This window comes from Streptomyces sp. NPDC045846 (assembly GCF_056431605.1).
The window spans coordinates 953543-975674 of the sequence record NZ_JBWKKJ010000001.1; the positions used below are offsets into that span (position 1 = coordinate 953543).

The 22132-nt window shown below is 72.9% G+C and carries 21 protein-coding genes, 1 pseudogene and 1 riboswitch; of the genes and pseudogenes, 12 read left to right on the forward strand and 10 right to left on the reverse strand.

Annotated features, from left to right (window positions below):
• Positions 1-6: 6 nt before the first annotated feature.
• Both metE and AC07F3_RS04235 read right to left on the reverse strand, forming a co-directional pair.
• Entirely contained in the window at positions 7-2367 is a 2361-nt protein-coding gene (gene metE / locus AC07F3_RS04230; protein WP_479110268.1) for a 5-methyltetrahydropteroyltriglutamate--homocysteine S-methyltransferase, read from the reverse strand.
• 153 nt (positions 2368-2520) lie between these two features.
• Positions 2521-2741, reverse strand: a riboswitch (cobalamin riboswitch).
• 100 nt (positions 2742-2841) lie between these two features.
• Positions 2842-4245 (reverse strand): S41 family peptidase, encoded by a 1404-nt coding sequence (locus AC07F3_RS04235; RefSeq protein ID WP_479110270.1) that lies wholly within the window; start codon positions 4243-4245, stop codon positions 2842-2844.
• 180 nt (positions 4246-4425) lie between these two features.
• On the opposite strand from AC07F3_RS04235, the gene AC07F3_RS04240 reads away from it, so the two are divergent.
• Complete coding sequence (locus AC07F3_RS04240; RefSeq protein WP_479110272.1) at positions 4426-4968, forward strand: heme-binding beta-barrel domain-containing protein; 543 nt, start codon at positions 4426-4428, stop codon at positions 4966-4968.
• An 11-nt stretch (positions 4969-4979) separates the two neighbouring features.
• On the opposite strand, the gene AC07F3_RS04245 is transcribed toward AC07F3_RS04240, so the two are convergent.
• A complete protein-coding gene (locus AC07F3_RS04245) occupies positions 4980-6617 on the reverse strand; it encodes a serine/threonine-protein kinase (RefSeq protein WP_479110274.1) in 1638 nt (545 codons plus the stop codon).
• Positions 6618-7319: 702 nt separating this feature from the next.
• Between AC07F3_RS04245 and AC07F3_RS04250 the strand changes: the two genes are divergently transcribed.
• The 4 genes from AC07F3_RS04250 (at position 7320) to AC07F3_RS04265 (ending at position 10814) form a co-directional block, all read left to right on the forward strand.
• Positions 7320-7946: a DNA primase gene (locus AC07F3_RS04250; protein ID WP_479110275.1), complete on the forward strand. Its 627-nt coding sequence runs from the start codon at positions 7320-7322 to the stop codon at positions 7944-7946.
• A complete protein-coding gene (locus AC07F3_RS04255; protein WP_479110277.1) occupies positions 7939-9078 on the forward strand; it encodes an SRPBCC family protein in 1140 nt (379 codons plus the stop codon). The genes AC07F3_RS04250 and AC07F3_RS04255 overlap by 8 nt, the downstream gene beginning before the upstream one ends.
• Before the next feature lie 64 nt (positions 9079-9142).
• Positions 9143-10150 carry a cation diffusion facilitator family transporter gene (locus AC07F3_RS04260; RefSeq protein WP_479110618.1) on the forward strand — a complete coding sequence of 336 codons (1008 nt, stop codon included), beginning with the start codon at positions 9143-9145 and terminating at the stop codon, positions 10148-10150.
• 121 nt (positions 10151-10271) lie between these two features.
• A complete protein-coding gene (locus AC07F3_RS04265; RefSeq protein WP_479110279.1) occupies positions 10272-10814 on the forward strand; it encodes a hypothetical protein in 543 nt (180 codons plus the stop codon).
• A 97-nt stretch (positions 10815-10911) separates the two neighbouring features.
• Here AC07F3_RS04265 and AC07F3_RS04270 read toward each other — a convergent pair whose 3' ends face one another.
• On the reverse strand, positions 10912-11259 hold the full coding sequence (locus tag AC07F3_RS04270) for a PRC-barrel domain-containing protein (protein ID WP_479110281.1): 348 nt from the start codon (positions 11257-11259) through the stop codon (positions 10912-10914).
• A gap of 237 nt (positions 11260-11496) precedes the next feature.
• On the opposite strand from AC07F3_RS04270, the gene AC07F3_RS04275 reads away from it, so the two are divergent.
• The gene (locus AC07F3_RS04275) at positions 11497-11991 is read left to right on the forward strand and encodes a flavin reductase family protein (protein WP_479110620.1); all 495 of its coding nucleotides are present in this window, start codon (positions 11497-11499) and stop codon (positions 11989-11991) included.
• A gap of 49 nt (positions 11992-12040) precedes the next feature.
• Positions 12041-12886, forward strand: coding sequence for an SDR family NAD(P)-dependent oxidoreductase (locus AC07F3_RS04280; RefSeq protein WP_479110282.1), 846 nt, complete (start codon positions 12041-12043; stop codon positions 12884-12886).
• Between the two features lie 21 nt (positions 12887-12907).
• Here AC07F3_RS04280 and AC07F3_RS04285 read toward each other — a convergent pair whose 3' ends face one another.
• The gene (locus AC07F3_RS04285) at positions 12908-13645 is read right to left on the reverse strand and encodes an SDR family oxidoreductase (RefSeq protein ID WP_479110622.1); all 738 of its coding nucleotides are present in this window, start codon (positions 13643-13645) and stop codon (positions 12908-12910) included.
• Between the two features lie 186 nt (positions 13646-13831).
• Between AC07F3_RS04285 and AC07F3_RS04290 the strand changes: the two genes are divergently transcribed.
• Entirely contained in the window at positions 13832-14407 is a 576-nt protein-coding gene (locus AC07F3_RS04290) for a TetR/AcrR family transcriptional regulator (protein WP_479110284.1), read from the forward strand.
• An 88-nt stretch (positions 14408-14495) separates the two neighbouring features.
• Here AC07F3_RS04290 and AC07F3_RS04295 read toward each other — a convergent pair whose 3' ends face one another.
• The 4 genes from AC07F3_RS04295 to AC07F3_RS04310 form a co-directional block, all read right to left on the reverse strand.
• Positions 14496-15086: a hydrolase gene (locus AC07F3_RS04295; protein WP_479110286.1), complete on the reverse strand. Its 591-nt coding sequence runs from the start codon at positions 15084-15086 to the stop codon at positions 14496-14498.
• Between the two features lie 60 nt (positions 15087-15146).
• On the reverse strand, positions 15147-16496 hold the full coding sequence (locus tag AC07F3_RS04300) for an MFS transporter (RefSeq protein WP_479110288.1): 1350 nt from the start codon (positions 16494-16496) through the stop codon (positions 15147-15149).
• 86 nt (positions 16497-16582) lie between these two features.
• Positions 16583-17032 carry a MarR family winged helix-turn-helix transcriptional regulator gene (locus tag AC07F3_RS04305; protein WP_479110290.1) on the reverse strand — a complete coding sequence of 150 codons (450 nt, stop codon included), beginning with the start codon at positions 17030-17032 and terminating at the stop codon, positions 16583-16585.
• A gap of 224 nt (positions 17033-17256) precedes the next feature.
• A complete protein-coding gene (locus AC07F3_RS04310) occupies positions 17257-17670 on the reverse strand; it encodes a DUF5997 family protein (protein WP_469492018.1) in 414 nt (137 codons plus the stop codon).
• Positions 17671-17727: 57 nt separating this feature from the next.
• Between AC07F3_RS04310 and AC07F3_RS04315 the strand changes: the two genes are divergently transcribed.
• Both AC07F3_RS04315 and AC07F3_RS04320 read left to right on the forward strand, forming a co-directional pair.
• Positions 17728-18519: a LysR family transcriptional regulator substrate-binding protein gene (locus AC07F3_RS04315; protein ID WP_479110293.1), complete on the forward strand. Its 792-nt coding sequence runs from the start codon at positions 17728-17730 to the stop codon at positions 18517-18519.
• Positions 18520-18871: 352 nt separating this feature from the next.
• Positions 18872-19060 (forward strand): annotated as a pseudogene (locus AC07F3_RS04320) (TetR/AcrR family transcriptional regulator); the annotation flags it as partial.
• A gap of 66 nt (positions 19061-19126) precedes the next feature.
• Here AC07F3_RS04320 and AC07F3_RS04325 read toward each other — a convergent pair.
• Positions 19127-19723, reverse strand: a complete 597-nt coding sequence (locus tag AC07F3_RS04325) for a helix-turn-helix domain-containing protein (RefSeq protein ID WP_479110295.1) — start codon at positions 19721-19723, stop codon at positions 19127-19129.
• Positions 19724-19804: 81 nt separating this feature from the next.
• Here AC07F3_RS04325 and AC07F3_RS04330 point away from each other — a divergent pair, with 81 nt between their 5' ends.
• Positions 19805-20869, forward strand: coding sequence for an NAD(P)/FAD-dependent oxidoreductase (locus AC07F3_RS04330; RefSeq protein ID WP_479110297.1), 1065 nt, complete (start codon positions 19805-19807; stop codon positions 20867-20869).
• A 120-nt stretch (positions 20870-20989) separates the two neighbouring features.
• A complete protein-coding gene (locus tag AC07F3_RS04335; RefSeq protein ID WP_479110299.1) occupies positions 20990-22087 on the forward strand; it encodes a hypothetical protein in 1098 nt (365 codons plus the stop codon).
• Positions 22088-22132: the final 45 nt, after the last annotated feature.

The following is a 22132-nucleotide window of genomic DNA, read 5'->3' on the forward strand; positions in this document are numbered from 1 at the left end:
TGCCTTTCAGTGCGGGGCGGGGAGGTGGCGCCGGGCCGCGCGGGCCGCCGCCGTCATCCGTTCCAGGGCCGGGCGGACCTCGGCCCAGTCCCGGGTCTTCAGACCGCAGTCGGGATTGATCCACAGCCGCTCGGCCGGTACGGAGCGCAGGGCCCGGGCGATGAGGCGCGCGGTCTCCTCCTCGTCCGGGACGCGGGGCGAGTGGATGTCGTACACGCCCGGGCCGACCTCGCGCGGATAGCCCGCCGCGGCCAGCTCGTCCGCCACGCGCATGTGGGAGCGGGCCGCTTCGAGGCTGATGACGTCAGCGTCCAGGTCGTCGATGGCGGAGAGGATCTCCCCGAACTCGGCGTAGCACATGTGGGTGTGGATCTGGGTGTCCGGGCGCACCCCGCTCGTGGTGAGGCGGAAGGCCTCGGTGGCCCAGGCCAGGTAGGCGGGGCGGTTGGCCGCCCGCAGCGGCAGCGTTTCGCGCAGGGCCGGTTCGTCGACCTGGATCACCGAAGTGCCGCTGGTCTCCAGGTCGTTGACCTCGTCGCGCAGGGCCAGGGCGACCTGGTGGGCGGTGTCGGCGAGCGGCTGGTCGTCGCGGACGAAGGACCACGCGAGCATGGTGACCGGTCCCGTGAGCATGCCCTTGACGGGACGGCCGGTGAGGGACTGGGCGTACGCCGTCCAGCGGACCGTCATCGGTTCCGGCCGGGAGATGTCGCCCGCCAGGACCGGCGGGCGGACGTAGCGGGTGCCGTACGACTGGACCCAGCCGTGCTGCGTGGTGAGGCAGCCGGTGAGCCGTTCGGCGAAGTACTGGACCATGTCGTTGCGTTCGGGCTCACCGTGCACCAGGACGTCGATGCCGGTCTTCTCCTGGAAGGAGACCACCTCGCGGATCTCGGCCTCGATGCGCTCCTCGTACGCGCCGGCCCCGATGCGTCCGGCGCGCAGGTCGGCGCGGGCGGTGCGCAGTTCTCCGGTCTGCGGGAACGAGCCGATCGTCGTCGTGGGCAGCGGCGGCAGCCGCAGCTGGGCGTGCTGGGCGGCGGCCCGGTGTGCGTACGGATGGGCGCGGTGGGTGTCGGCGTCGGTGACGGCGGCGGCCCGGGCGCGCACCGCCGGGTCCCTGGTGACGGCCGAGGCGGCGCGGGAGGCCAAGTCGGCCCGGTTGGCGGCGAGTTCGGCGGTGATCGCGCCCGTTCCGCCGGTCAGGCCGCGGGCCAGGGTGACGATTTCGGCCGTCTTCTGCCGGGCGAACGCGAGCCAGCGGCCGATCTGCGGCTCGATGCCGCGTTCGGCGGCCGCGTCGAGCGGGACGTGGAGCAGCGAGCAGGAGGCGGCGACGTCCACCCGGTCGGCGAGGCCGAGCAGCGTGGCCAGGGTGGACAGCGACCTCTCCAGGTCGTTGATCCATACGTTGCGTCCGTCGACCACCCCCGCCACGAGCCGCTTGCCGGGGAGCCCGCCGACCGCGGCGAGGTCGGCGAGGTTCGCGGCGGCGGGCCCGGTGAAGTCCAGGGCGAGCCCCTCGACGGGTGACTTGGCGAGCACCGCGAGCGCCTCGCCGAGCCGGTCGAAGTAGGAGGCGACCAGGAGCTTGGGGCGGTCGGTGAGGGTGCCGAGCTCGCGATAGGCGCGGGCGGCGGCGTTCAGCTCGGCGGGGGTGCGGTCCTGCACGAGAGCGGGCTCGTCCAGCTGCACCCAGGCGGCACCCGCCGCCCGCAGATCGGCCAGCACCCGCGCGTACACGGGCAGCAGCCGGTCCAGGAGGGTCAGCGGCTGGAAGTCGTCGGCCACCCCGGGGGCGGGCTTGGCCAGCAGGAGGTAGGTCACCGGACCCACGAGCACGGGGCGCGGAGCGTGTCCGAGTGCGAGGGCCTCTTCGAGTTGCCCGACCTGCCGGGAGGAGTCCGCGGTGAACACGGTGTCGGGGCCCAACTCCGGCACCAGATAGTGGTAGTTCGTGTTGAACCACTTCGTCATCTCCAGCGGCGCCGCGTCCTGGGTGCCGCGCGCCATGGCGAAGTAGCCGTCGAGGGCGCATCCGCCGCCCTCGGCGGACCGGGAGACCGGGGAGCGGTCGGCCGAGGCGGCGGCGCGGTGGCGCTCGGGGATCGCGCCCACCATGACGGTGGTGTCGAGGACATGGTCGTAGTACGAGAAGTCGCCGGTGGGCACTTCGGTGATCCCGGCGGAGGCCAGTTCCCGCCAGTTGGTGCGGCGCAGTTCGGCGGCGGTGCGCCGCAGTTCGTCGGCGCCGACGCGGCCCTTCCAGTAACCCTCGACGGCCTTCTTCAGTTCCCGGTTCGGGCCTTGCCGGGGGTAGCCGTACACGGTGGCGTGGGTCTCGGCGGCTGTGGGCTCGGTTGCCACGAGTCTCTCCTTCGCGAGCTCTTCGGTGGAGCGAACCCGGGACCGGGCGAAGGCGCGAAGGGACGACGGACCGAAAGGCGCGGCGCATGTGCCGTCACCGTCGGTGCGTACGCCGACCCGCCCTCGAGGTCACCGGGATCTCCGCGCGCGATCGGTCGCGCACGGGCAGTGGCAGGTCTTCGGACTCGCGGGCACGCCTCGTGACGTACGAGGCATCTACTGGCCGTCGCTTCCCAGGCCCGGCCGGGCCCAGTGCGTATGACGGCGGTCGTTCCCGCTCACCGCTGCGGGGCAGTCCCGGATTCCCACCGGGTTCCCTCTTGCGACGCATCCCGCCTGGCGGACGGGGCGAACCAGCTGCACCAGCAGCCTAGATGCTCGACCGGCGCCCCGGGAACCGCATTTCGGCGGCCCGCGCGGTGAGCTGCGGCACGTGGCGGCCCTGGCGGCGCCACACCGCGCGTCCGGCGCCGGTCAGCGGCTCCCGGTGAGGACCCGGCGGGCCAGGGTGAGTGCCGGGTCGCGGCCGTGGGCGAGGTCGTCCTCGGTGAAGACGGGGGTGCGCAACTGGGGCGGGATGCCCGGGCCGTCGAAGCTGTGGCCGGCGCGGTCGAGGTACTTCTCGTTGGGCAGGACGGCCGCCCAGTCCTTGGCCAGGGGGCGGAACAGGACGTCGGAGAAGACTCCCTGAGTGTTCTCGCCGATGCGGGTCACCCGGGGTGCGCGGCCCATCAGCGCCTGCGTGAACGTCTCCGCGGCGCTGACGGAACTCCCGCTCGTGAGCAGCGCCACGGGCCCGGTCCAGCGCGGGGCCGGGGCGGGGTGCACGACGATCGGCTGCGGGCGGGTGTAGCGGGCCGGATCGTCGGGGCCGTCGCGGGCGACCTTCGTGTAGGCCGTGTACGCGCGGTCGGTGAGGCGCGCGGCGATCCGCAGGCCGAGCGCGTCGGAGCCGCCTCCGTTGAGACGGCAGTCGATCACCAGGCCGCGCGGTCGGGCCGCGGGGGCGCCGGGCGGGATCAACGCGTCCAGGGCCCGGTCGAGTTCGGCCGCCTGCTGCTGGTAGCTGTCCCCGGCGGCGTACCCCTCGAAGGAGTCGATCCTCAGGTAGCCGACCCGGTCGGGGAGTTCGCCGACGACGAGCTTGCCCTGGCCGAACGTCCGCACGGGGGCCACGAGTTGGCGGGCTACGGCCTCGGCCGCCCGCCCGCGCAGCTCCGGGGTCGGCACCCTGGTTCCGGGCCGCAGCCCGAAGTAGACGGTCCTGCCCTCGTGGATCAGCGCCGTGTGGGCGTCGTGCAGCGGGCGGATCATGTCGGTGAGGATCCGCTGGAGCTCCGCGTCGGTGGTGCCCGGCGTGACGAGGGGGCGGTAACGGTCGCGGACCGCCTGCCAGTTGACGCCCTTGGCGGCGAAGAAGGGGTAGTTCTCCGCGAAGGTGGCCCAGAAGCGGTCGAACACCGCGAGCGGCCCCTCCTCCGCGGGCCGCCGGCACCGCTCGGGCAGGGCGGGCAGCCGCTTCAGATGACGTACGCCCGCCGCGTCGTCGGGCGCGAGGACGGCGTGCCCGTGCCCGTCGGGGGTGACCGTCATCGTCGCGACCGGGCCCTCGCCGTAGCGGGTCGCACCGGCCGGTCCCGGGGCGCCGACCTGGTCGGCGGTGACGGCGCCCGGCAGACAGCTGACCCGGGTCGTGTCGTACGTGGCGAGCTTCCCGTTCCCGATCGTCACCAGGGTGCCGTAACCGTCCATGCGCCACACCCCGTCCAGCGGCCCGCGCCCGGACGGGGCCGCGGACGCCGTACCGGCCGCCGTGACCGCCAGGGCGAGGGCCAGCGAGAGCGCCGCCGCCCGGGACGACATCCGTACACGCACCATGTGTGAGCCCCTCCCCGTGCCAAACCGACGATAGCGGCGGCCCCCGCCGTGGACATCGCCCACACGGGTCGACCCCGCCCTCCTTGAGCAGGAGCGATCCGTGGTGGAACGGAACGTGAGGAGGATGGACACCCTAGGCTTCCCTCTGGCATCCGGCCCCCGATCCCAGGAGCGCGCACCGTGTTCGACCTTGCACCGGAGTACCCGTACCCCGACGGCCACCGGCCCGACGAGGCGCCCGCGCCGCACGCGCTGCTCGCGCCCGTGACCGGCTTCCTGGGCACCTGGTACGGCCGGGGCGAAGGCGGATATCCCACCCTCGCCGGGGACTTCGCGTACGCGCAGGAGGTCACCTTCAGCCACGACGGCCGCCCCTTCCTGCGGTACGAGGCCCGCGCCTGGCTGCTCGACGAGGACGGCGCGCCCCTGCGGCCCTCGGCGCGCGAGAGCGGCTGGTGGCGGCTCCAGGCCGACGGCCGGGTGGAGGCCCTGATCACCCAGCCCACCGGCATCGCGGAACTCGCCGTCGGCACCGCCACCGGGAAGACGGTCGACCTCGCCACCGACCAGGTGGCCCTCACCCCCACCGCGAAGGAGGTCACCGCCACCCGCCGCCGTTACGAACTGACCGACGACTCCACGCTGGCCTTCGCCCACGACCTCGCGGCGGTCGGCGAGCCCCTGCAACACCACCTCTCGGCCGTTCTGCGCCGCAGGGCCTGACCCGCCGCGGTTCAGCAGGGCGTGGAAGGCCCCTTCTGGCGGTTCATGTTGTCGTTGGACATCCAGCCCGCCGTATCGGTGCCCGCCACGCGGACGTAGGTCCACCGGTTGCCCTTGGCGTTGGTCACGTAGCAGTGGTACCAGAGCTTCGTGCCGGACTTGGCGAGTGAGACGGAAGGGCAGGCCTGGTACGGGCCGGTCTGCAGGTGGTAGTCCCCGGCCATGTATCCGTAGGAGCCCGGGGCCGGGTCCTTGTGGCTCCAGCCGGTGCAACTCGTCGACACCGGGCTGGGTTTGGCCGACGCCGAAGCCGAGGGCTTGGCGCTGCTCGCGCTGCTGCTCGGTTGCGCCGAGGCGCCCGGTCGCGAGGGGGAGGCCGACGCTCTGTCGCCGGGATGCGCGGACCGCGTGGCGTCCGGGGTGTCCGCCGCGCCGCCGGCCAGGCTGGCCGCGCTCGATCCGTCGCCGTCCGGGGAAGTACGGGCGCCCGGCCCGGCGGCCCGGGTTCCCCCGCCGGCTGGCTTGTCGTCGCCCCCGCCCGCCAGGGCGTAGGCGATCCCGCCTCCGGCGAGCACCACCGCGGCCGCGGCCGCGACGACCGTATGGCCGCGCCGACGGCCCCGACCGGCCGCGGGCCCGTGCACGGAGGCGTCGTGGTGCTGCGGCACGCTGGGCGCGGGGTGGCCGAACTGCGGCTGGGGCTGTATCTCGGCCAGGGGCAGCGGTGGGGGCGGCGGGCCGAACCCGGCCGGGGGCGGCGTGGGAGCGGGGGCCGGGGCGAGGCTCACCGTGCCGTGCGCGGCCACCTCGTCGAGCAGCCGGCGCGCCTGCTCGGCGGTCGGCCGGTGCTCCGGCTCCTTCGCCATCAGGGCCTGGAGCACCGGCGTGAGCGCACCCGCCCGCCCGGCCGGGGGCAGCGGCTCGGTGACGATCGCCGACAGCGTGGACCACACCGACGTGCGGCGGAACGGCGAAGTGCCCTCGACCGCCGCGTACAGGGTCATGCCGAGCGACCAGATGTCGGAGGCGGGGCCGGGCTCGTGGCCCTGCGCGCGCTCCGGCGGCAGGAAGTCGAGCGAGCCGACGATCTCGCCGCTGCGGGTGAGCTTGGCCATGGCGTCGTCGCCCGAGGCGTCCATCGTGGCGATGCCGAAGTCGGTCAGCACGACCCGGCCGCCTCGCTCCAGCAGGATGTTGCCCGGCTTCACGTCCCGGTGCAGCACCCCGGCCCGGTGTGCGGCGTCGAGCGCGTCCATCAGCTTCGCGCCGATCGCGGCGGCCTCGCGCGGGTCCAGCGGGCCCCGCTCGGTCAGTACGTCGTCGAGGGAGGGGCCGTCCACGAGCTCCATGACGATGACCGGAAGGCCCCGCTCCTCGGTCACGTCGTGCACGGTGACGACGCCGCTGTGCCGGATGCGGGCGGCGGCCTGCGCCTCGCGCCGCATGCGGGCGCGCAGATCGGCCAGTTCGGGAGCGGACACGTCGGTATAGGCGCGCAGGATCTTGACGGCGACCTCGCGGTCGAGCATCTCGTCCACGGCGCGGGCGACCACGCCCATGCCGCCGCGGCCGATCGTCGAGGTCACCCGGTAGCGGCCGCCGAGTACCGTGCCGATCAGCGCCCCGTCGTTCTCTTCCCCCGCTGGCACCCCATGCTCCGTTCCCTGGTGGCCGTCACCGCACGGCCTGGCGGCACCAGAGTAGACGTACGGACACGGGCTCCCACCAGCGGCTGCGGGACCGCGTCCGCCGGGCGTCCGGGCGCCGCGGACAGGCTCGCGGGCGCGGGTCAACCCCCCTTCGCCCAGGGCCTGTCGTCCTCGTCGCGGTGGCGGGTCGAGACTGGTTCCGGCCTCGGGCGGGGTGCGTGCGCGTCCTGTGTCCAGGGTCGTTCACCGTCCTCGGACAACCCAGGGAGCTGCACGAGGGCCCCGCGTGCGCGGCGGGCGCGAACCCGGCCGCGGTGGCGAATAAGGCCACCACCCCCGGCGCGATCGGCTCGGCCGCGCCCGTTCCCCCATCGATGGGCCATGACCGTCGTCCCTCCGATCCCGGCCCACCGCCCTCCACGACGGGGCGTTATGACCACGTGAGAAGCATCGACGGGGTCTCGCACAGCACACAAGACGCGGCCGGGCATCTGGGACGCCGGGACGAAGAACCCGCCGTGACCTGCGTAGACACGGAACTCTGGGGCGGGGTGGCCACGAGAGTGGCCCCGAGGACGCGGCGGGGCGCGTCGTCCGCCGCCGCCCGGCCCCGGGTTTGGCTTTGGCCCTGTTGGCTACCCGGTGTGATGAGGCCTCCACGAAATCTCCCTCGCGGGACGGACGAGAAGAGGACGGTCAGGCATGAACAACCGGCTGGGATTGGGGCTCGCGGTGGGCGCGGGCTATCTGCTCGGGCGTACGAAGAAGGCGAAACTCGCCTTCGGTATCGGGACACTGGTCATGGGCAAGCGCCTGCAACTGAGTCCGCGGGCGATCGCGGACTTCGCGGCGGCCCAACTGGCCGACAACCCGCAGTTCAAGGAGATCGGCGACCAGTTGCGCGAGGATCTGCGCGGAGTCGGCAAGGCCGCGACGGGTGCGCTCCTCAACCGGCAGATCGAGGGCATCGCCGACCGCCTGCACGACCGCACGCAGGGCGTGCAGGACCGCATCTCGGGCGTGGTGCCGGACATATCCGGGTCGGCGCGGGACGACGAACGCGACGACGAGGACGGGCTGGACGAGGAGGACGAGCCCCCGGCCAAGTCGTCGAGGTCGTCGAGGTCGTCCGGGTCCTCACGCTCGGCGTCGAGCAGGGAGGGCGGGTCGTCGGCGAAGTCCCGCTCGACGGGACGGACAGCAGCCAAGTCGCCCTCGGCCAAGGCGGGTGCGGCCAAGAAGACCGCCAAGTCCGTGCAGCGCACGGCCAAGCGGGCCCCGGCCAAGAAGACGGCGAGCCGGCGCCAGGGCGGTGACGACCGTGGCTGAGACGAAGATTCCGCTGACGCAGAGCCCCGCGGCCGACCGCCTGAAGCAGGAGCTCCAGGCCTATCTGCTCGCCCAGGGGGAGCGCCTCCTCGTGGGCGTGGGCCACAAGCTCGGCGAGACCACGGGCAAGCTCAACGACATCGCCGAGGGGCGCAGTCCCGGCTTCGCGAAGCTGGCGCTCGAAGGCGGCCTCAAGGTCGCCGAGGGCAAGGGGCCCGTCCGCGCCGCCGTGGAGATGGGTGCCTCGCACCTCAAGGACAACGCGAAGGAGATGTTCAAAGGGCTGGGCGGCAAGCGCAAGAAGGGCGGCTCCGGTCGCAAGCCCACCGTGATCATGGAGAGCGTGGACGTGGGCGTCCCGGTGCGCGAGGCCTACGACCAGTGGACCCAGTTCCAGTCGTTCGCCACCTTCGCCAAGGGCGTCAAGAGCGCGACCGTGGCCAACGACACCACGTCGGACTGGAACGTCAAGGTCTTCTGGTCCAGCCGCAGTTGGAAGGCGCACACCACCGAGCAGGTGCCGGACGCGCGCCTCGCCTGGACCTCCGAGGGCGCCAAGGGCACCGTCAAGGGCGTCGTCACCTTCCACCGGCTCGCCGAGAACCTCACCCGCGTGCTGCTGGTCATGGAGTACTACCCCAAGGGGCTGTTCGAGAAGACCGGCAACATCTGGCGCGCCCAGGGCCGCCGGGCCCGGCTCGACCTCAAGAACTTCGCGCGCCACATCGCGCTGCGCGGCGAGGCCGAGGGCGGCTGGCGCGGCGAGATCAGGGACGGCGAGGTGGTCGTCAGCCACGAGGACGCCGTCGCCGAGGAGGAAGAGGAGCGCGAGCCGCAGGAGGGCGAGGCCCCCGAGGCCCAGGACGACGGCGAGGACGAGGCCGAGCCGGAGGAGCCGGAGGAGGAAGAGGACGGGGCCGAGCCGGAGGAGGAGTACGAGGACGAGGCCGGGCCCGACGAGGAGTACGAGGCCGAGCCCGAGCAGGAGTACGAGGCCGAGCCGGACCAGGAGTACGACGAGGAGTACGAGGACGAGCCCGAGCCGGACGTCGAGGAGGAGGACTCGGAGGAGGCCTCGTCCGCGCGCAAGCGCCGCGCCTACGCGGGCTCGCGCAGCGAGGGCCGCCGGTGAGTGAGCGGCCCCGGACCGCGCCGGCTCCCTCTTCGAAGGAGAAGCATCTGATGGCACGTCACATCTGGCGCTGACGCGGGGACATGGACCAGTGACCGTGAACGAGAAGGACCGCAAGACCCGGTTGACCGTGCTGGTGGCGCTCGGGGCCAATCTCCTCATCGCCGCCGCCAAAGCGGGCGCCGGGGTGCTGGCCGGGTCGCCCGCCCTGCTCTCGGAGGCGGCGCACTCGGTGGCCGACAGCATGAACGAGGTCTTCCTCCTCGCGGCGCTGCGCCGCAGCCGTCGCCCGGCCGACCAGCACCACCCCTTCGGCTACGGCAAGGAGCGCTACTTCTGGTCCCTGCTCGCCGCCGTCGGCATCTTCGTGATGGGCGGCTGCTTCTCCTTCCTCCAGGGCGTCGACGCACTGCGTTCGGACCACCAGGAGTCCACCGCCGGGTACGTCGCCGGGCTGTCCGTGCTCGGCGTGGCGCTGGTCGCCGAGGGCGGCTCGCTGCTGCGCGCCCTGTACCAGGTGCGCGGCCGGCGCGGCGCCGGGATCGGCGACGACCCGGCGCTGCGCACGGTCGTGGCGGAGGACGGCACCGCGGTGGTCGGCGTGCTGCTCGCCGCGGCGGGGATGGCGCTGCACATGGCCACCGGCCGGGCGGTCTGGGAGGCCTCGGCGTCGCTGTGCATCGGGCTGCTCCTGGTGTACGTGGCGTACCGGCTCGGCAAGGAGGCCCGGGACCAGCTCATCGGCGAAGCGGTGGATCCCGAACTCCGCGACAGCATCCGGGCGTTGCTCGACGAGCAGCCCGAGATCGACTCCGTGGCCAGTCTGCTGACGATGCGGCTCGGCCTCGACTCCACCCTCGTCGCGGCCCGGGTCGACCTGCGGCCAGGGCTCGACAGCGAGGACGTCGAGGTGGTCTCCGAGCGCATCAAGGCGGCCGTGGTGAAGGCGTGGCCGGAGGCGGACCAGGTGTTCCTCGACATCACCGAAGCGCCGTCGAGCCCGCCGGAAACGCCTGCCGCCGTGCCCGGCGCTCCGGTCGCGCCCGGGCAGGAGTCGGCCGGATCGGCTTGAGGGCGGCGTTCGGTGGCGCGGCAGCCGGGGCCCGACCGAAACCAGTCGGCTTCGGTCAAAGGTTTCCAAAAGATCGTCTAGGGTCTGTCGGAAACGTCTGCACGACACCACGGAGTCTGCTGTGGAACCGACACCGACACCGCCGTCCCCGGGTCCCGAGAAGTCCGGCCACCTGGTCGGTCTCTTCTGGATCGACGCGGAGCACGTCCACCTCGGCGCGCCCGGCGCCACCACGGGCCCGGCCGTGCTGCTGACGGCCGGTTCCCTGCTGGTCACCGGGCCCGAGCCGAGGCAGTGGCCCTGGTCCGAGGTGGCCGCCCTGGAGGTGACCGGCGCGCCGGTCCGCTCGACGGGCGCGCGGTGGGCCGGCCGCGCGGCGTCGGTGGCCGCGGCCGCCCTGGACATGTGGGTCCCGGACAGCCCCGAAGAGATGACGGTGGTGATCACCGCCGGGGACGGCCGCTTCGAGGCACCCGTCCTGTCCGGCGCCGCGACCGCCTACAGCCGACGCGAGATCGACCTCTCCCACGCGCTGCTCGACCGCTTCGTCCGCGGCACGTCCTCGCCCGCCGCCCTGCTCGACTGGGGGCGTACGGCGGAGCCCGGTGTCCTGCGCTCGCGCGGCCGGGAAGCCGTACTCGAAGGGTGGCTCGCCGCGGCCTGAACGGCGTCCTCCCGCAGGTGTGTTCGTCTCCGCTCCACGTGAACCGACCGATGCCCGGCCGCGATGGGCGGCCGGGCATCAGTGGGGGACGGGGGCGTCACATGTGCGGGCGCCCGTAGTAGCCGCCGATCTGCTCGTGGTAGGCCGAGTCCCCGAGGTGCTTCTCCTTGTCGAACTCGGGGGAGTCCTTGATCTGTTCCTTGGTGCAGGCGACGTAGATCTTCTTCTCGGCCGGGTCGATGCGCGTGAGGACCCCGGCCGGGAGCAGCACGTGCTTGCCGAAGATCCACGGGCCGGTGTCGACCACGATGTACGAGGAGCTGACCTCCTCGGAGTACTTGTCGACCTTGCCGATGCTTCCGTCGGTGGCCTCGACCTTGTACCCGGTGAGGTCGGTACCCGGCTGGTACGCGGCGGCCTCCGGATAGGCCCAGATGTTCTCCATGGTGAAGGAGTCCCTTCCTATGGACGATGGGTGCGGGGTGCGGACGGCGGGTGCCGTGCGTGCACGGCACCTCGGGTCCGCGCACCGTCCGGGTTCCCCCCGCCCCCGCCTCTACACTCGTGCGATCGGGCGGGTCGGCCTGTTTCGGCCGATCGGCCGACCCGTGGCGTGCCGCGGGCCGGTTCGTGTGATCGGCTGGGCGCAGCGCGCGGACGACGAGGAGGGCGGTTGAGCGGCGTGAGTGCCATGCAGGAGTTCCTCGACGGCCTCGACTGTCCGATGTACGTCGTGACGGCGGCGGCCGGTGGGGAGCGGGCCGGGTGCCTCGTGGGGTTCGCCTCGCAGTGCTCCATCGAGCCCGTCCGCTTCATGGTGTGGCTGTCCACGGCCAACAGGACGTACCGCGTGGCCTCTTCGGCCGACGTCCTGGCCGTGCACCTGCTGGGCCGCGACCAGCACGGACTGGCCGCGCACTTCGGCGGCCTGACGGGCGACGAGGTCGACAAGTTCGCTGACGTCGCCTGGCACGTGGGCCCGGCCGGCGCGGTGCTGCTGGACGAGGCGCCGGGCTGGTTCGTGGGCCGCGTGGAGGGGCGCACCGAAGGCGGCGACCACGTCGGGTTCCTGCTCGCCCCGCTGGAGGCGACCGGCCCGCGGTCGTTCGGCTGGAAGCCGTTCCGCCTGAGCGACGGCTTGGACATCGAGGCCGGTCACCCGGTGTCGGACACATGACGATCCGTACGCCCGCGAAGGGGCCGGGTCACGAAGCGAGGAGAGCTCCATGACCGCCGAACGCACCGTGCTGATCACCGGCACCTCCTCCGGCATCGGGCTGGCCGCCGCGGTCGGTGCGGCCGGGGCCGGGCTGCGGGTCGTGGCGACGATGCGCGACACCGGGAAGGCGGGCCGGCTGCGCGAGGCCGCGGCAGAGGCGGGCGTCGTCGACCGTATCGACGTGAAGCGCCTGGACGTCGTCGACGCGGGGTCCGTCGTCTCCTGTCTGGGCGAGGTCATCGCCGAGTACGGACGCCTCGACGCGCTGGTGAACAACGCGGGCGCCGGGTGCGTGGGGACGGTGGAGCAGGACGGGATGGGTCCGGTGCGCGCCGCGATGGAGGTCAACTACTTCGGCGTCGTCGAGGTGACCCGTGCCGCCCTGCCGCATCTGCGGGCTTCGCGGGGCCGGGTCGTCACCGTCACCAGCGTGGGCGGTGTGGTGGGGCAGCCCTTCAACGAGGCGTACTGCGCGGCCAAGTTCGCCGTGGAGGGCTTCATGGAGTCCCTCGCGCCGGTGGCCGGGGCGGTCGGCGTCAAGGTCAGCGTCGTGGAGCCGGGCGCCGTGGCCAGCGAGTTCGTCGCGAGCCTGGACATCGACGTACCCGCTCTGCTGGACGCCGCCGGTCCCTACGCGCCCGCGCTGCGGGCTTACATCGAACGCACCACCCAGTCCTTCGCCCAGGCCCAGAGCCCGGCCGAGGCCGCGGCGCCCGTCATCGCCGCGCTCACCGACGCGAGCCCGCCCTTCCGGATCCAGACCTCGGACTGGGCCCGGGACTTCACGGCCACCAAACTCGCCGACGTCGACGGCTCGGCCGTGCAGTCCCTCACCGAGACGTGGGTGCGCTGACCGGCGCCCTGGCGGGGGCCGTCAGCTCTGGGCGGTGGGGCGTACGACGACCTCGCTGACGTCCACGTCGTCCGGCTGCTCGATCGCGTAGCCGATGGCGCGGGCGATCGCGGCGGGTTCGATGGCGAACGTGTCGCGGGAGGCGAGGAGTTGAGCCCGCACCTCGGGGTTCGCGGTGCTGTCGACGAAGTCCGTCCTGACGAAGCCCGGGGTGATGAGCGTGACGCGCAGGGCGTCGCCCGCTTCCTGGCGCAGCCCCTCGGAGAGGGCGTGCACGGCGGCCTTGGTCGCGGAGTAGACCGCCTGGTGGGGGACGGTGCGGCGGGCGGCGGTCGACGAGACGTTCACGAAGTGGCCGAATCCCTGGCGGCGGAAGACGGGCAGCGCCGCGGCGATTCCGTACAGAACTCCCTTGACGTTGACGTCGATCATGGCGTCCCAGTCGTCGACGCGCAGGTCGTCCAGGGGGGAGACGGCGCCGAGGCCCGCGTTGCCGACCAGCGCGTCGAGCCTGCCGTAGCGCTCCGTCGCGGCGGCCACGAGCGCGGAGAGATCCTCGCGGCGTGTGACGTCGACCGGCACGGCGGCGGCGGTGCCACCGGCCGCGGTGATCCTTTCGACGACCGCGTCGAGCCGCTCCGCGCGGCGGGCGCCGAGCACGACGGTGGCTCCCCGGGCGGCCAGCAGCAGAGCGGTCGCCTTGCCGATGCCGGCGCTGGCACCGGTGATGGCGACGACCTTGTCCCGCACGGTCTCCACGATTTCCCTGGGTGCGGTCCGGATGCCTGACATGCCTACCTCGTTCGTTGGTGAAGGGCGATGGGCAGCGCGAAGAGTGCCTTAGAGTGAAAGCGGAGGCGCCACCGGTTCCAGCATAAGCGGAGGAGGCTCCACTTGGCGGCCGCGCGGTGGGATCGCGTATCGGAACAGGGAGAGGGAGGTCCCGTGGGGGACGAATCGAAGCGGCCGCTGCGGGCCGACGCGCGACGCAACCGGGACAAGATCCTGGCCGTCGCGGCGCGGACGTTCGCCGAGCAGGGCCTCGACGCCCATCTGGAGCGGATCGCCAAGGAAGCGGGGGTCGGCATCGGCACCCTCTACCGCAACTTCCCCACCCGGGACGCCCTGATCGAGGCCGCCTACCGCAACGAGCTGGCCCGGCTGTGCGACGCCGCCCCCGAACTCCTGGCCGCCCTGCCGCCCCGCGAGGCGCTGCGTGCCTGGATGGGCCGCTTCCTCGACTACGCGACGGCGAAGCACGGCATGGCCGACGCCCTGCGCGCCCTCTCCGCGGCGGGCATCCACCCGTTCACGCGGAGCCGCGAGATGATCCAGGACGCCCTGGACTCGCTGATGGACGCCGCGCTCGCCGCCGACGCGATCCGGCCCGACATCACCACGGCCGACCTCTTCGCCGCCCTCACCGGCATCGCCCTCGCCGCCGGCCGGCCCGAACAGCGTGACCAGGCCGAGCGGTTGATCGGCCTGACCCTCGACGGCCTGACCGTCCGGCACCGCTGAGCCGCGACAGGACCGGCCCCCGAGCGATGCCGATCGGGGGCCGGGAGACTTCCGCAACTTGCCTACTGCGTAAGCGAGTTGGGGGACGTCAGCTGGCGCGGGTCTTGGCCAGCAGTTCGATGATCTCCGCCGTGGTGCCGGACTCGCCGAGGCGGGGGAAGATCCGCTCGACGCTGTTGCGGTGCGCCTCGGGGTCCATGTCGGTCATCGCGTCGGTGGCCAGGGTGACGTGGTAGCCGTGCTCGTGGGCGGCGCGGGCGGTCGACTCGACGCCGATGCTGGTGGCCACGCCCGTCAGCACGATCTGGGTGATGCCCCGGCGGCGGAGCTGGACGTCGAGATCGGTGCCGTGGAAGGCGCCCCAGTTCCGCTTGGTGACCGTGATGTCCCCGGGGTGTCCGGCCAGCTCGTCGACGATGACGTCCCAGCCCTCGGGCCGCGCACCGCCGCGGCCGTGGGCGGCTTCCGTGCGGCCGGGCACGAGGTCCGACCCGTCGGCGGCGAACGTGACGCGGACCAGGACGACGGGGAGCCGGTGCGAGCGGAAGGCGTCGGCGAGTTCGGCCGAGCGGGCCACCACGTCGGCGCAGTCGTGGGGCTGGGTCGGGGCGGCGACGATGCCGCGCTGGAGGTCGATGACGACGAGCGCGGTGCGCGGGTCGAGCGTGGTGAGAGCCATGGTGGTGCCCTGCTTTCTTGCGTACGGGATGTCGGGCGGGACCGCTGAACGGGCCTCGTCCTAGGGGTTTTTGGTGGTTTCGGGGAGCGCCGCGCCGGAGGGGGCGGGGTGGCGCAGGGAGCGGTCGAGGAGGGTGACCGCGGTGAGCAGCACGGCGCCGGCCCCCATGAAGACGCCCAGCCCGTGCAGGCCCGCCGTGTCGGCGCCGTGCCGGAAGAACGCGGCGTCGGCCGACGAGGCGATCATCGCGCCGAGATAGGTGCAGGTGCGGAGCAGCCCGGCGGCGGAGCCCATGCGGCCGGGGTCGGCCTGGTGGTACAGCGCGGTCTGATTGGCCAGGCCGTTGAGTCCCTGCGGAGCCCCCATGACCAGACCGACGGCGAGCAGCAGCCAGATCGGGCTGCCGGAGTGCAGCAGCACCATCAGCGCGCAGGCGGCCAGTTGGCAGAGCGAGCCGACGAGGAGTTTGCCCCGGATCTGGGGGCGGCGCCCGGTCGTCGCGGATATCAGCACCGCGCTCAACGACATCGGCAGCTGCACGAGCCCGGCCGCCGTCGCGGACAGCCCGCGCCCTTCCTCCAGCCATTGCGTGAAGCCGTAGAGGAAGGCGTACGAGGTGACGAAGCTCAGTACCTGCCGCAGATAGGTGGCCATCAGCGGGGTGTTGCCGCCGAAGACCCGGAGGTCGATGAACGGCTGGGCGGCACGCGACTCCCGCACCGCGAAGCCTCCTGCCGCCGCAGCGGCGATCAACAGCAGGTACCAGTGGTCGAGTTGAGGGCCCATCAGGAACAGCAGGGTGGCGATGAGCATCGCCGCGAACAGGCCCATGCCCGCGAGGTCGATCCGTGTTCCGGGCCCGGCGCTTTCGGCGGCGGGTGCCTTCGGCAGGCGGCGGGCACCGAGGATCAGGCAGGCGGCCGAGAGGGGCACGTTGACGGCGAAGATCCAGTGCCAGCCGCCCAGGCCGATGAGGAGCCCGCCCAGGGTGGGGCCGATCACGGCGACGACCTGGTTCGACACGGCGAGCGCGGTCAGGACCCCGGCCGGGCTCTTCTCGCCGGTGCGGTCGGCCTCGCTGCGGGTCAGGGACATCGACGCCGGATAGGCGGCCGAGGTACCGAAGCCGAGCAGCACCCGGGTCGCGATCAGTACGCCGAGGGTCGGGGCGAAGCTGCCGAGCAGGCCGGCGACGCCGACCAGCGCCGTACCGATGAGGTACAGCCTGCGCGGGCCGTAGCTGTCGACGAGCCGTCCGATGACGGGCTGGCCTATGGCGGTCGCCAGATAGAGGGCGGAGACCAGCCACGCCGTCTGTCCCGCGGGCGCCCCGAAGGCCTGCCCGATCGGCACCAACGCCACCGCGATCATCGAGGAGTTGACCGGGTTGAGGACCGAACCCAGGATCATTGGGGCGATCAGCTTGCGGTTGAACCCCGCGCGCCCGGCGGCGGGGGAAGTGTGCGTCAGGGGGCCGGGTCCGGCCGCTCCGCGCGTCACGGCTGGGCGAGGCGTTCCAGCAAAGCCATCGCCTCGGTGATGGTGGCGCGTTCCTTCTCGGTGTAGCGGTCCTGGAAGGCCTGGGTGAGCCACTCCGCCCGGGCCTGCCGGTTGCCCTCGGCGCGCTCGCGGCCCGCCCGGGTCAACGTGACGAGCTGGCGGCGGCCGTCCTCGGGGTCGGGGGTGCGCTGGATCAGGCCCCGCTGGTCGAGCGCCGCGAGGGTGGCGGCCATCGACTGCGGTCGCACCCCCTCGGTGGCGGCGAGGGCGCTGGCCGACGCGGCACCGCCCTTGTCGATGAGGGTCAGCGCGGACACCTGGGACGGGGTGAGGTCCTGGGTGTCCGCGACCTCGCGCAGCCGGCGCCGCAGTCGGCTGAACACCACCCGCAGGTCGCGCGCCGCGTGGACGGCCGACGCGGAGATGCCGTGAGGGATGTCTTCCATGCCGTCACCGTAGATTCTTCAGTCAAAACTGTCCAGTTCTACCTGAGCAGTTTTGACTGAAGGAATGCCGTCCGCCCCGCGCCGGGCGAGCCGGTTGGCGCACGGCCTGGGGCGGACCCTGGCCGCAGATGCCGAAAGCGCCGCTGACCAGGTGCAGGTGCTCGGCACGTGGTCAGCGGCGCTCTCGTACGGCCGCTCGGCGTGTGTCCACGCCATGGGGTGGGTCAGGCGCGGGGCTCCTCGGCCTGCTGCGCCTTCGCCCGGTCCTGCTGCTGCTTCTCCTTGATGCGGACCGCTTCCTTGCGGACCTCGGCCTGAGTGGCGCGCTCCTTCTGGAGCCACTCGGGGTTGTCCTGCTTCAGCGCGTCGATCTGCTCGGTGGTGAGGGCCTCGGTGACCCCGCCGCGCGCGAGACCCGCGATGGAGACACCGAGCTTCGCCGCGACCACCGGACGGGGGTGCGGGCCGGTGCGCCGCAGGTCCTGGAGCCACTGGGGCGGGTCGGCCTGAAGGGCGTTGAGCTCGGTGCGCGAGACGACACCCTCCTGGAACTCGGCGGGGGTGGCCTCGAGGTACACACCCAGCTTCTTCGCCGCGGTCGCGGGCTTCATCGTCTGGGTGGTCTGGTGCGACGTCATGTGTCAAGAGTAGCGAGCGTGTGCGATACCGCTGACCACGACCGGTAACCTGGCGGGGTGACAGGCTCGGAAGAACCCCCATCGTTCCGGCTCGCCTACGTTCCGGGTGTGACGCCGAGCAAGTGGGTGCGGATCTGGAACGAGCGGCTGCCCGACGTCCCCCTGACCCTCAGCACGGTCTCCGCCGCCGAGGCGCCCGCCGTGCTGCGCGGCCGTGGCGCGGACGCGGGCTTCGTGCGGCTGCCGATCGACCGTGCGGAGCTCAGCGCGATTCCCCTCTATACCGAGACGACGGTCGTCGTGGTCCCCAAGGACCACCTCGTCGCGGCGGTCGAGGAGGTGTCGGCCGAGGATCTGGCCGACGAGATCGTCCTGCACCCCCTGGACGACACCCTCGACTGGGAGCGCCCGCCGGGCCGTCCCGCCCTGGAGCGCCCGGCCACGACCGAGGACGCCATCGAGCTGGTGGCGGCCGGAGTGGGGCTGCTCGTCGTCCCGCAGTCGCTGGCCCGGCTCTACCACCGCAAGGACCTCACCTACCGGACGATCACGGGCGTCCCCGAGTCGCGCGTCGCGCTGTCGTGGCCCGAGGAGGAGGTCACTCCCGATCTGGTCGAGGAGTTCATCGGCATCGTCCGCGGCCGCACGGTGAACAGCTCCCGCGGCCGTACGCCGACGCCGCCCCAGCCCAAGCAGAAGCGTGCCGACAAGGGCGGCGCCCAGCGCAAGCCCGCGGCGGGCAAGGGGTCCGGCAAGACGGGGGGCAAGCCCGGCGCGAAGAACCCGCGCGGCGGCTCCGGCGCCCCGAAGAGCGGCGCCAAGCGCGGCAAGCCCCGCCGCCGTCCGTAGCCCGCTTGCTTCACGCGGCCGACGCGGTCCTGTCGGTCGCCTCGGCCCGCACCGGCTCGGGCTTGCCCCGCAGCGGGAGCTCCTCGACGCACAGGGCGGCGACGAAGGCGGCCGCGCACCCCACGGCTCCGGTCGGGAAGATCTGGTGGGTGCCATGTACCGGCCGCCCAGCTGCGACGCGATCACCACCGGAACCACCATCGGCAGGAGCAGCAGCCCCGAGTCGGACGCCGAGGCGCCCTGGACGCTCTGCTGGAACAGCGGCAGGCACAGCGCGCAGCCGAACATGACCACGCCCGCCACCAGGATCAGCGCGGACGCCCGGGAGAAGTTGCGGTGGGCGGTGAACACCCTGGGCGGCAGGAGCGGTTCGGGGGCCCGGCGCTGTGCGACGACGAACGAGCGCAAGAAGGCGGCCACCCAGCAGGCGCTGGCCGACGCGGCGCTGAAGCTGTTCCTGGAGCGGGGCTACGACCAGGTCGCCATCAAGGACATCGCGGACGCCGCCGACGTGTCCACGACCACCCTGTTCAAGCACTTCACGCGCGGCCGTGGAAGGCGCCTTCGCCCTTCTCGAACAGGGCTGGGCCGCCGCCGCGCCCCCGGGTTAGTCGCCCGCGGGCTGGGCTCGTACGTGCATGCGCTCGCCCTGCGCTCCGTACAGCGAGAGGAACTCCACGGGCCGGTCGCCCGCGTTGGCGAAGCCGTGCGGGGTGCGGGTGTCGAACTCGGCGGCCTCGCCCGCCGTCAGGATCAGATCGTGCTCGCCGAGCGCCAGCCACAGCTTTCCCGACAGGATGTACAGCCACTCGTAGCCCTCGTGCACGTTCAGCTCCGGCCGCACGCCGTCGGTCTCCTGGCGGGGCGGGACGATCTGCTTGTACGCGTGCAGGCCGCCGAGGTAGCGGGTCAGGGGCACGAAGGTCTGGCCGTACCGGGTGAAGGGCCGCGGGTGGATGCGGGGATCGCCGGTCGCCGGGGCCCCGACCAGCTCGTCGAGCTGCACCCGGTACTCCCTGGCCAGCGGAAGCAGCAGCTCCAGGGTCGGCTTGCGCTGCCCGGACTCCAGGCGGGAGAGGGTGCTCAGTGAGATCCCGGTGGCCTCGCCGACCTGGGCCAGCGTCGTGCCGCGTGCGCGCCGCAGGGCCCGCAGCCGGGGCCCCACGCCGGTCAGTACATCGGTGAGGTCGTCGTCGTGAGCCATCCCTCCATTTGCTGGAGCGGCAAGTTGTTTTGTCAACCGGGCCGGGCCGGGCGCAGCATCGCGGCATTGGAGGTGTCGCACATGAACGAGCGAACGGAACGCACGATGAACAGCACTCCCGGCGGCGGCCGTCAGGACATCCACGACGTGGTGGTGATCGGCGGCGGGGCGGCCGGGCTGAGCGGCGCGCTCACCCTGGGCCGGGCGCGGCGCTCGGTGATGGTCGTCGACGCGGGCCACCCCCGCAACGCCCCGGCCGACGGCGTCCACGCCTACCTGGGACACGAGGGCACCCCGCCCGGCGAACTCCTGGCTCGCGGCCGGGCCGAAGCGCGGGGCTACGGCGTCGCGTTCATGACCGGCAGCGCGGTCGGTGCCGAGCGGCAGAAAGACGCCTTCCGCGTCACCTTGGCCGACGGCGGCGAACTCCGCGCCCGCCGGCTCCTGGTGACCACCGGCCTGGTCGACGAACTCCCCGATGTTCCCGGGCTCGCGGAGCTGTGGGGCACGGACGTGCTGCACTGCCCGTACTGCCACGGCTGGGAGGTGCGCGACCGGGCGATCGGCGTCCTCGGCACCGGACCGCTCGCCGTTCACCAGGCCCTGCTGTGGCGCCAGTGGAGCGCGGACATCACGCTCTTCCTGCACACGATGGAAGAGCCGGACGACCGGCAGTACGAGGAGCTGGCCGCCCGGGGCGTCCGGGTGGTGGTGGGAGAGGTCACGGCACTGGAGACGCGCGACGGCCGCCTCACCGGGCTGCGCCTCGCCGGCGGTCACCTGATTGCACGTCAAGTACTGGCAGTGGCAACGAAGTTGACGCCGAGGGCGGGCCTGCTGGCCGCCCTCGGCCTTGAGCCCACCGATCTGGAGCTGGGCGGCACCGTCGTCGGCGCCCGGATCGTCGCCGACCCGACCGGCGCGACCGAGGTGCCCGGGGTGTGGGTGGCCGGGAACGTGGCCAACCCGACCGACCAGGTCATCGCCGCGGCCGCGGCCGGAGTGCGGGCGGCGGCCGCGATCAACGCCGATCTGATCGCGGAAGAGACCCGCCGGGCGGTGGAAGCGCGCCGCGCGCCGTTCTCCGCGCAACTGGAGCGCGAGGTCTGCGAGGCGGTCCTGGGGGAGCGCCGCCACGGCCTGTGAGCAGGTGGCCCGAGCCCCGGGGAACGGTGCCTTCCGTTCCCCGACGGCGGGGCGACGTAACCTTCCTGTGGCCGGCGGGAGTCAGGGTCCGCCAGGCATACCGGAAAGGAACATGTCCAGGTGAGAGCAGTGTTCGGCGTCCTCGGCGCCGTCCTCGTGCTCGGGATCTTCTCCTCGGTGCTGCGCACCCTGGTGATTCCCCGGCCGACCCGGTCCAGCTTCACCCGCATCGTCCAACAAGCGGTGCGCTGGCCCTTCCAGCGGGTGGCCGACCTGCTCGGCGGGGCCGAGGCGAAGGACCGGGTCCTCGCGCCGGTCGCCCCGCTCTCCATCGTGGTCACCCTGATGGGCTGGCTCCTCTTCTTCATGATCGGCTACGGGCTGCTCGAAGCGGCGGTCAGCGGGCTCGGGCTGCGGGAGTCGATGATCGAGTCCGGCTCCTCGCTCTTCACGCTCGGCTTCGCGGCGGGCAACCGGGCCTCCCTGAACGCGATCGACTTCTGCGCGGCGGCTACCGGCCCCATCGTGATCGGCCTCCAGATCGGCTACCTGCCCACCCTGTACGCCGCCTACCAGCGCCGCGAGACCGAGGTCACCCTGCTCCAGGCACGGGCGGGCAGCCCGCCCTGGGGGCCGGAGATCCTCGCCCGGTACGCCCAGGTCGACCTGGTGAACAGCGTCGGCGAACTGTTCGTCAACTGGGAGCGGTGGAGCGCCGAAGTGGGCGAGAGCCACACCACCTACCCGGTCCTCATCCACTTCCGCTCGCCGAAGGCGACCCGCAACTGGCTGATCGCCCTCCTCTCGGTGATGGACGCGGCCGCCCTTCAGCTCGCCTTCAACCCCTCCCAGCCGCAGTCCGACGTACGGATGGCACTGCGCGCCGGGTTCGTGTGCCTGCGCGACATCGCCGACCTCCAGGGCATCCCGTACGACCCCGACCCCCACCCGGACGGCCCGCTGGAACTCACCTACGAGGACTTCCTGCTCGGCGTGGCGCGGATGGAGGAGCAGGGCTATCCGGCCGAGCGCGGCCCCGAGGAGGCATGGCCGCACTTCCGGGGCTGGCGGGTCAACTACGAGGCGCTGGCCATGCGGATCGCCCGGGACATCGACGCGGTCCCCGCCCCCTGGTCCGGGCCGCGCCGCACCCCGGTCGCCATCCGGACGCCGGTCACACCGATCAACCGCAAGCCCGTGCCGCCGTCTCTGCGCTGACGGCGGCGCCCAGCGTCCCCCTGCCCCGGTGCCCGGATCGGGATG

What these genes read in the sequence shown, in the direction of transcription:
- AC07F3_RS04235 (WP_479110270.1), bottom strand. Translation starts at nt 4,245, where the DNA reads ATGGTGCGTGTACGGATGTCGTCCCGGGCGGCGGCGCTCTCGCTGGCC.
- AC07F3_RS04250 (WP_479110275.1), top strand. Translation starts at nt 7,320, where the DNA reads ATGAACAACCGGCTGGGATTGGGGCTCGCGGTGGGCGCGGGCTATCTG.
- AC07F3_RS04270 (WP_479110281.1), bottom strand. Translation starts at nt 11,259, where the DNA reads ATGGAGAACATCTGGGCCTATCCGGAGGCCGCCGCGTACCAGCCGGGT.
- AC07F3_RS04280 (WP_479110282.1), top strand. Translation starts at nt 12,041, where the DNA reads ATGACCGCCGAACGCACCGTGCTGATCACCGGCACCTCCTCCGGCATC.
- AC07F3_RS04295 (WP_479110286.1), bottom strand. Translation starts at nt 15,086, where the DNA reads ATGGCTCTCACCACGCTCGACCCGCGCACCGCGCTCGTCGTCATCGAC.
- AC07F3_RS04300 (WP_479110288.1), bottom strand. Translation starts at nt 16,496, where the DNA reads ATGATCCTGGGTTCGGTCCTCAACCCGGTCAACTCCTCGATGATCGCG.
- AC07F3_RS04305 (WP_479110290.1), bottom strand. Translation starts at nt 17,032, where the DNA reads ATGGAAGACATCCCTCACGGCATCTCCGCGTCGGCCGTCCACGCGGCG.
- AC07F3_RS04310 (WP_469492018.1), bottom strand. Translation starts at nt 17,670, where the DNA reads ATGACGTCGCACCAGACCACCCAGACGATGAAGCCCGCGACCGCGGCG.
- AC07F3_RS04325 (WP_479110295.1), bottom strand. Translation starts at nt 19,723, where the DNA reads ATGGCTCACGACGACGACCTCACCGATGTACTGACCGGCGTGGGGCCC.
- AC07F3_RS04330 (WP_479110297.1), top strand. Translation starts at nt 19,805, where the DNA reads ATGAACGAGCGAACGGAACGCACGATGAACAGCACTCCCGGCGGCGGC.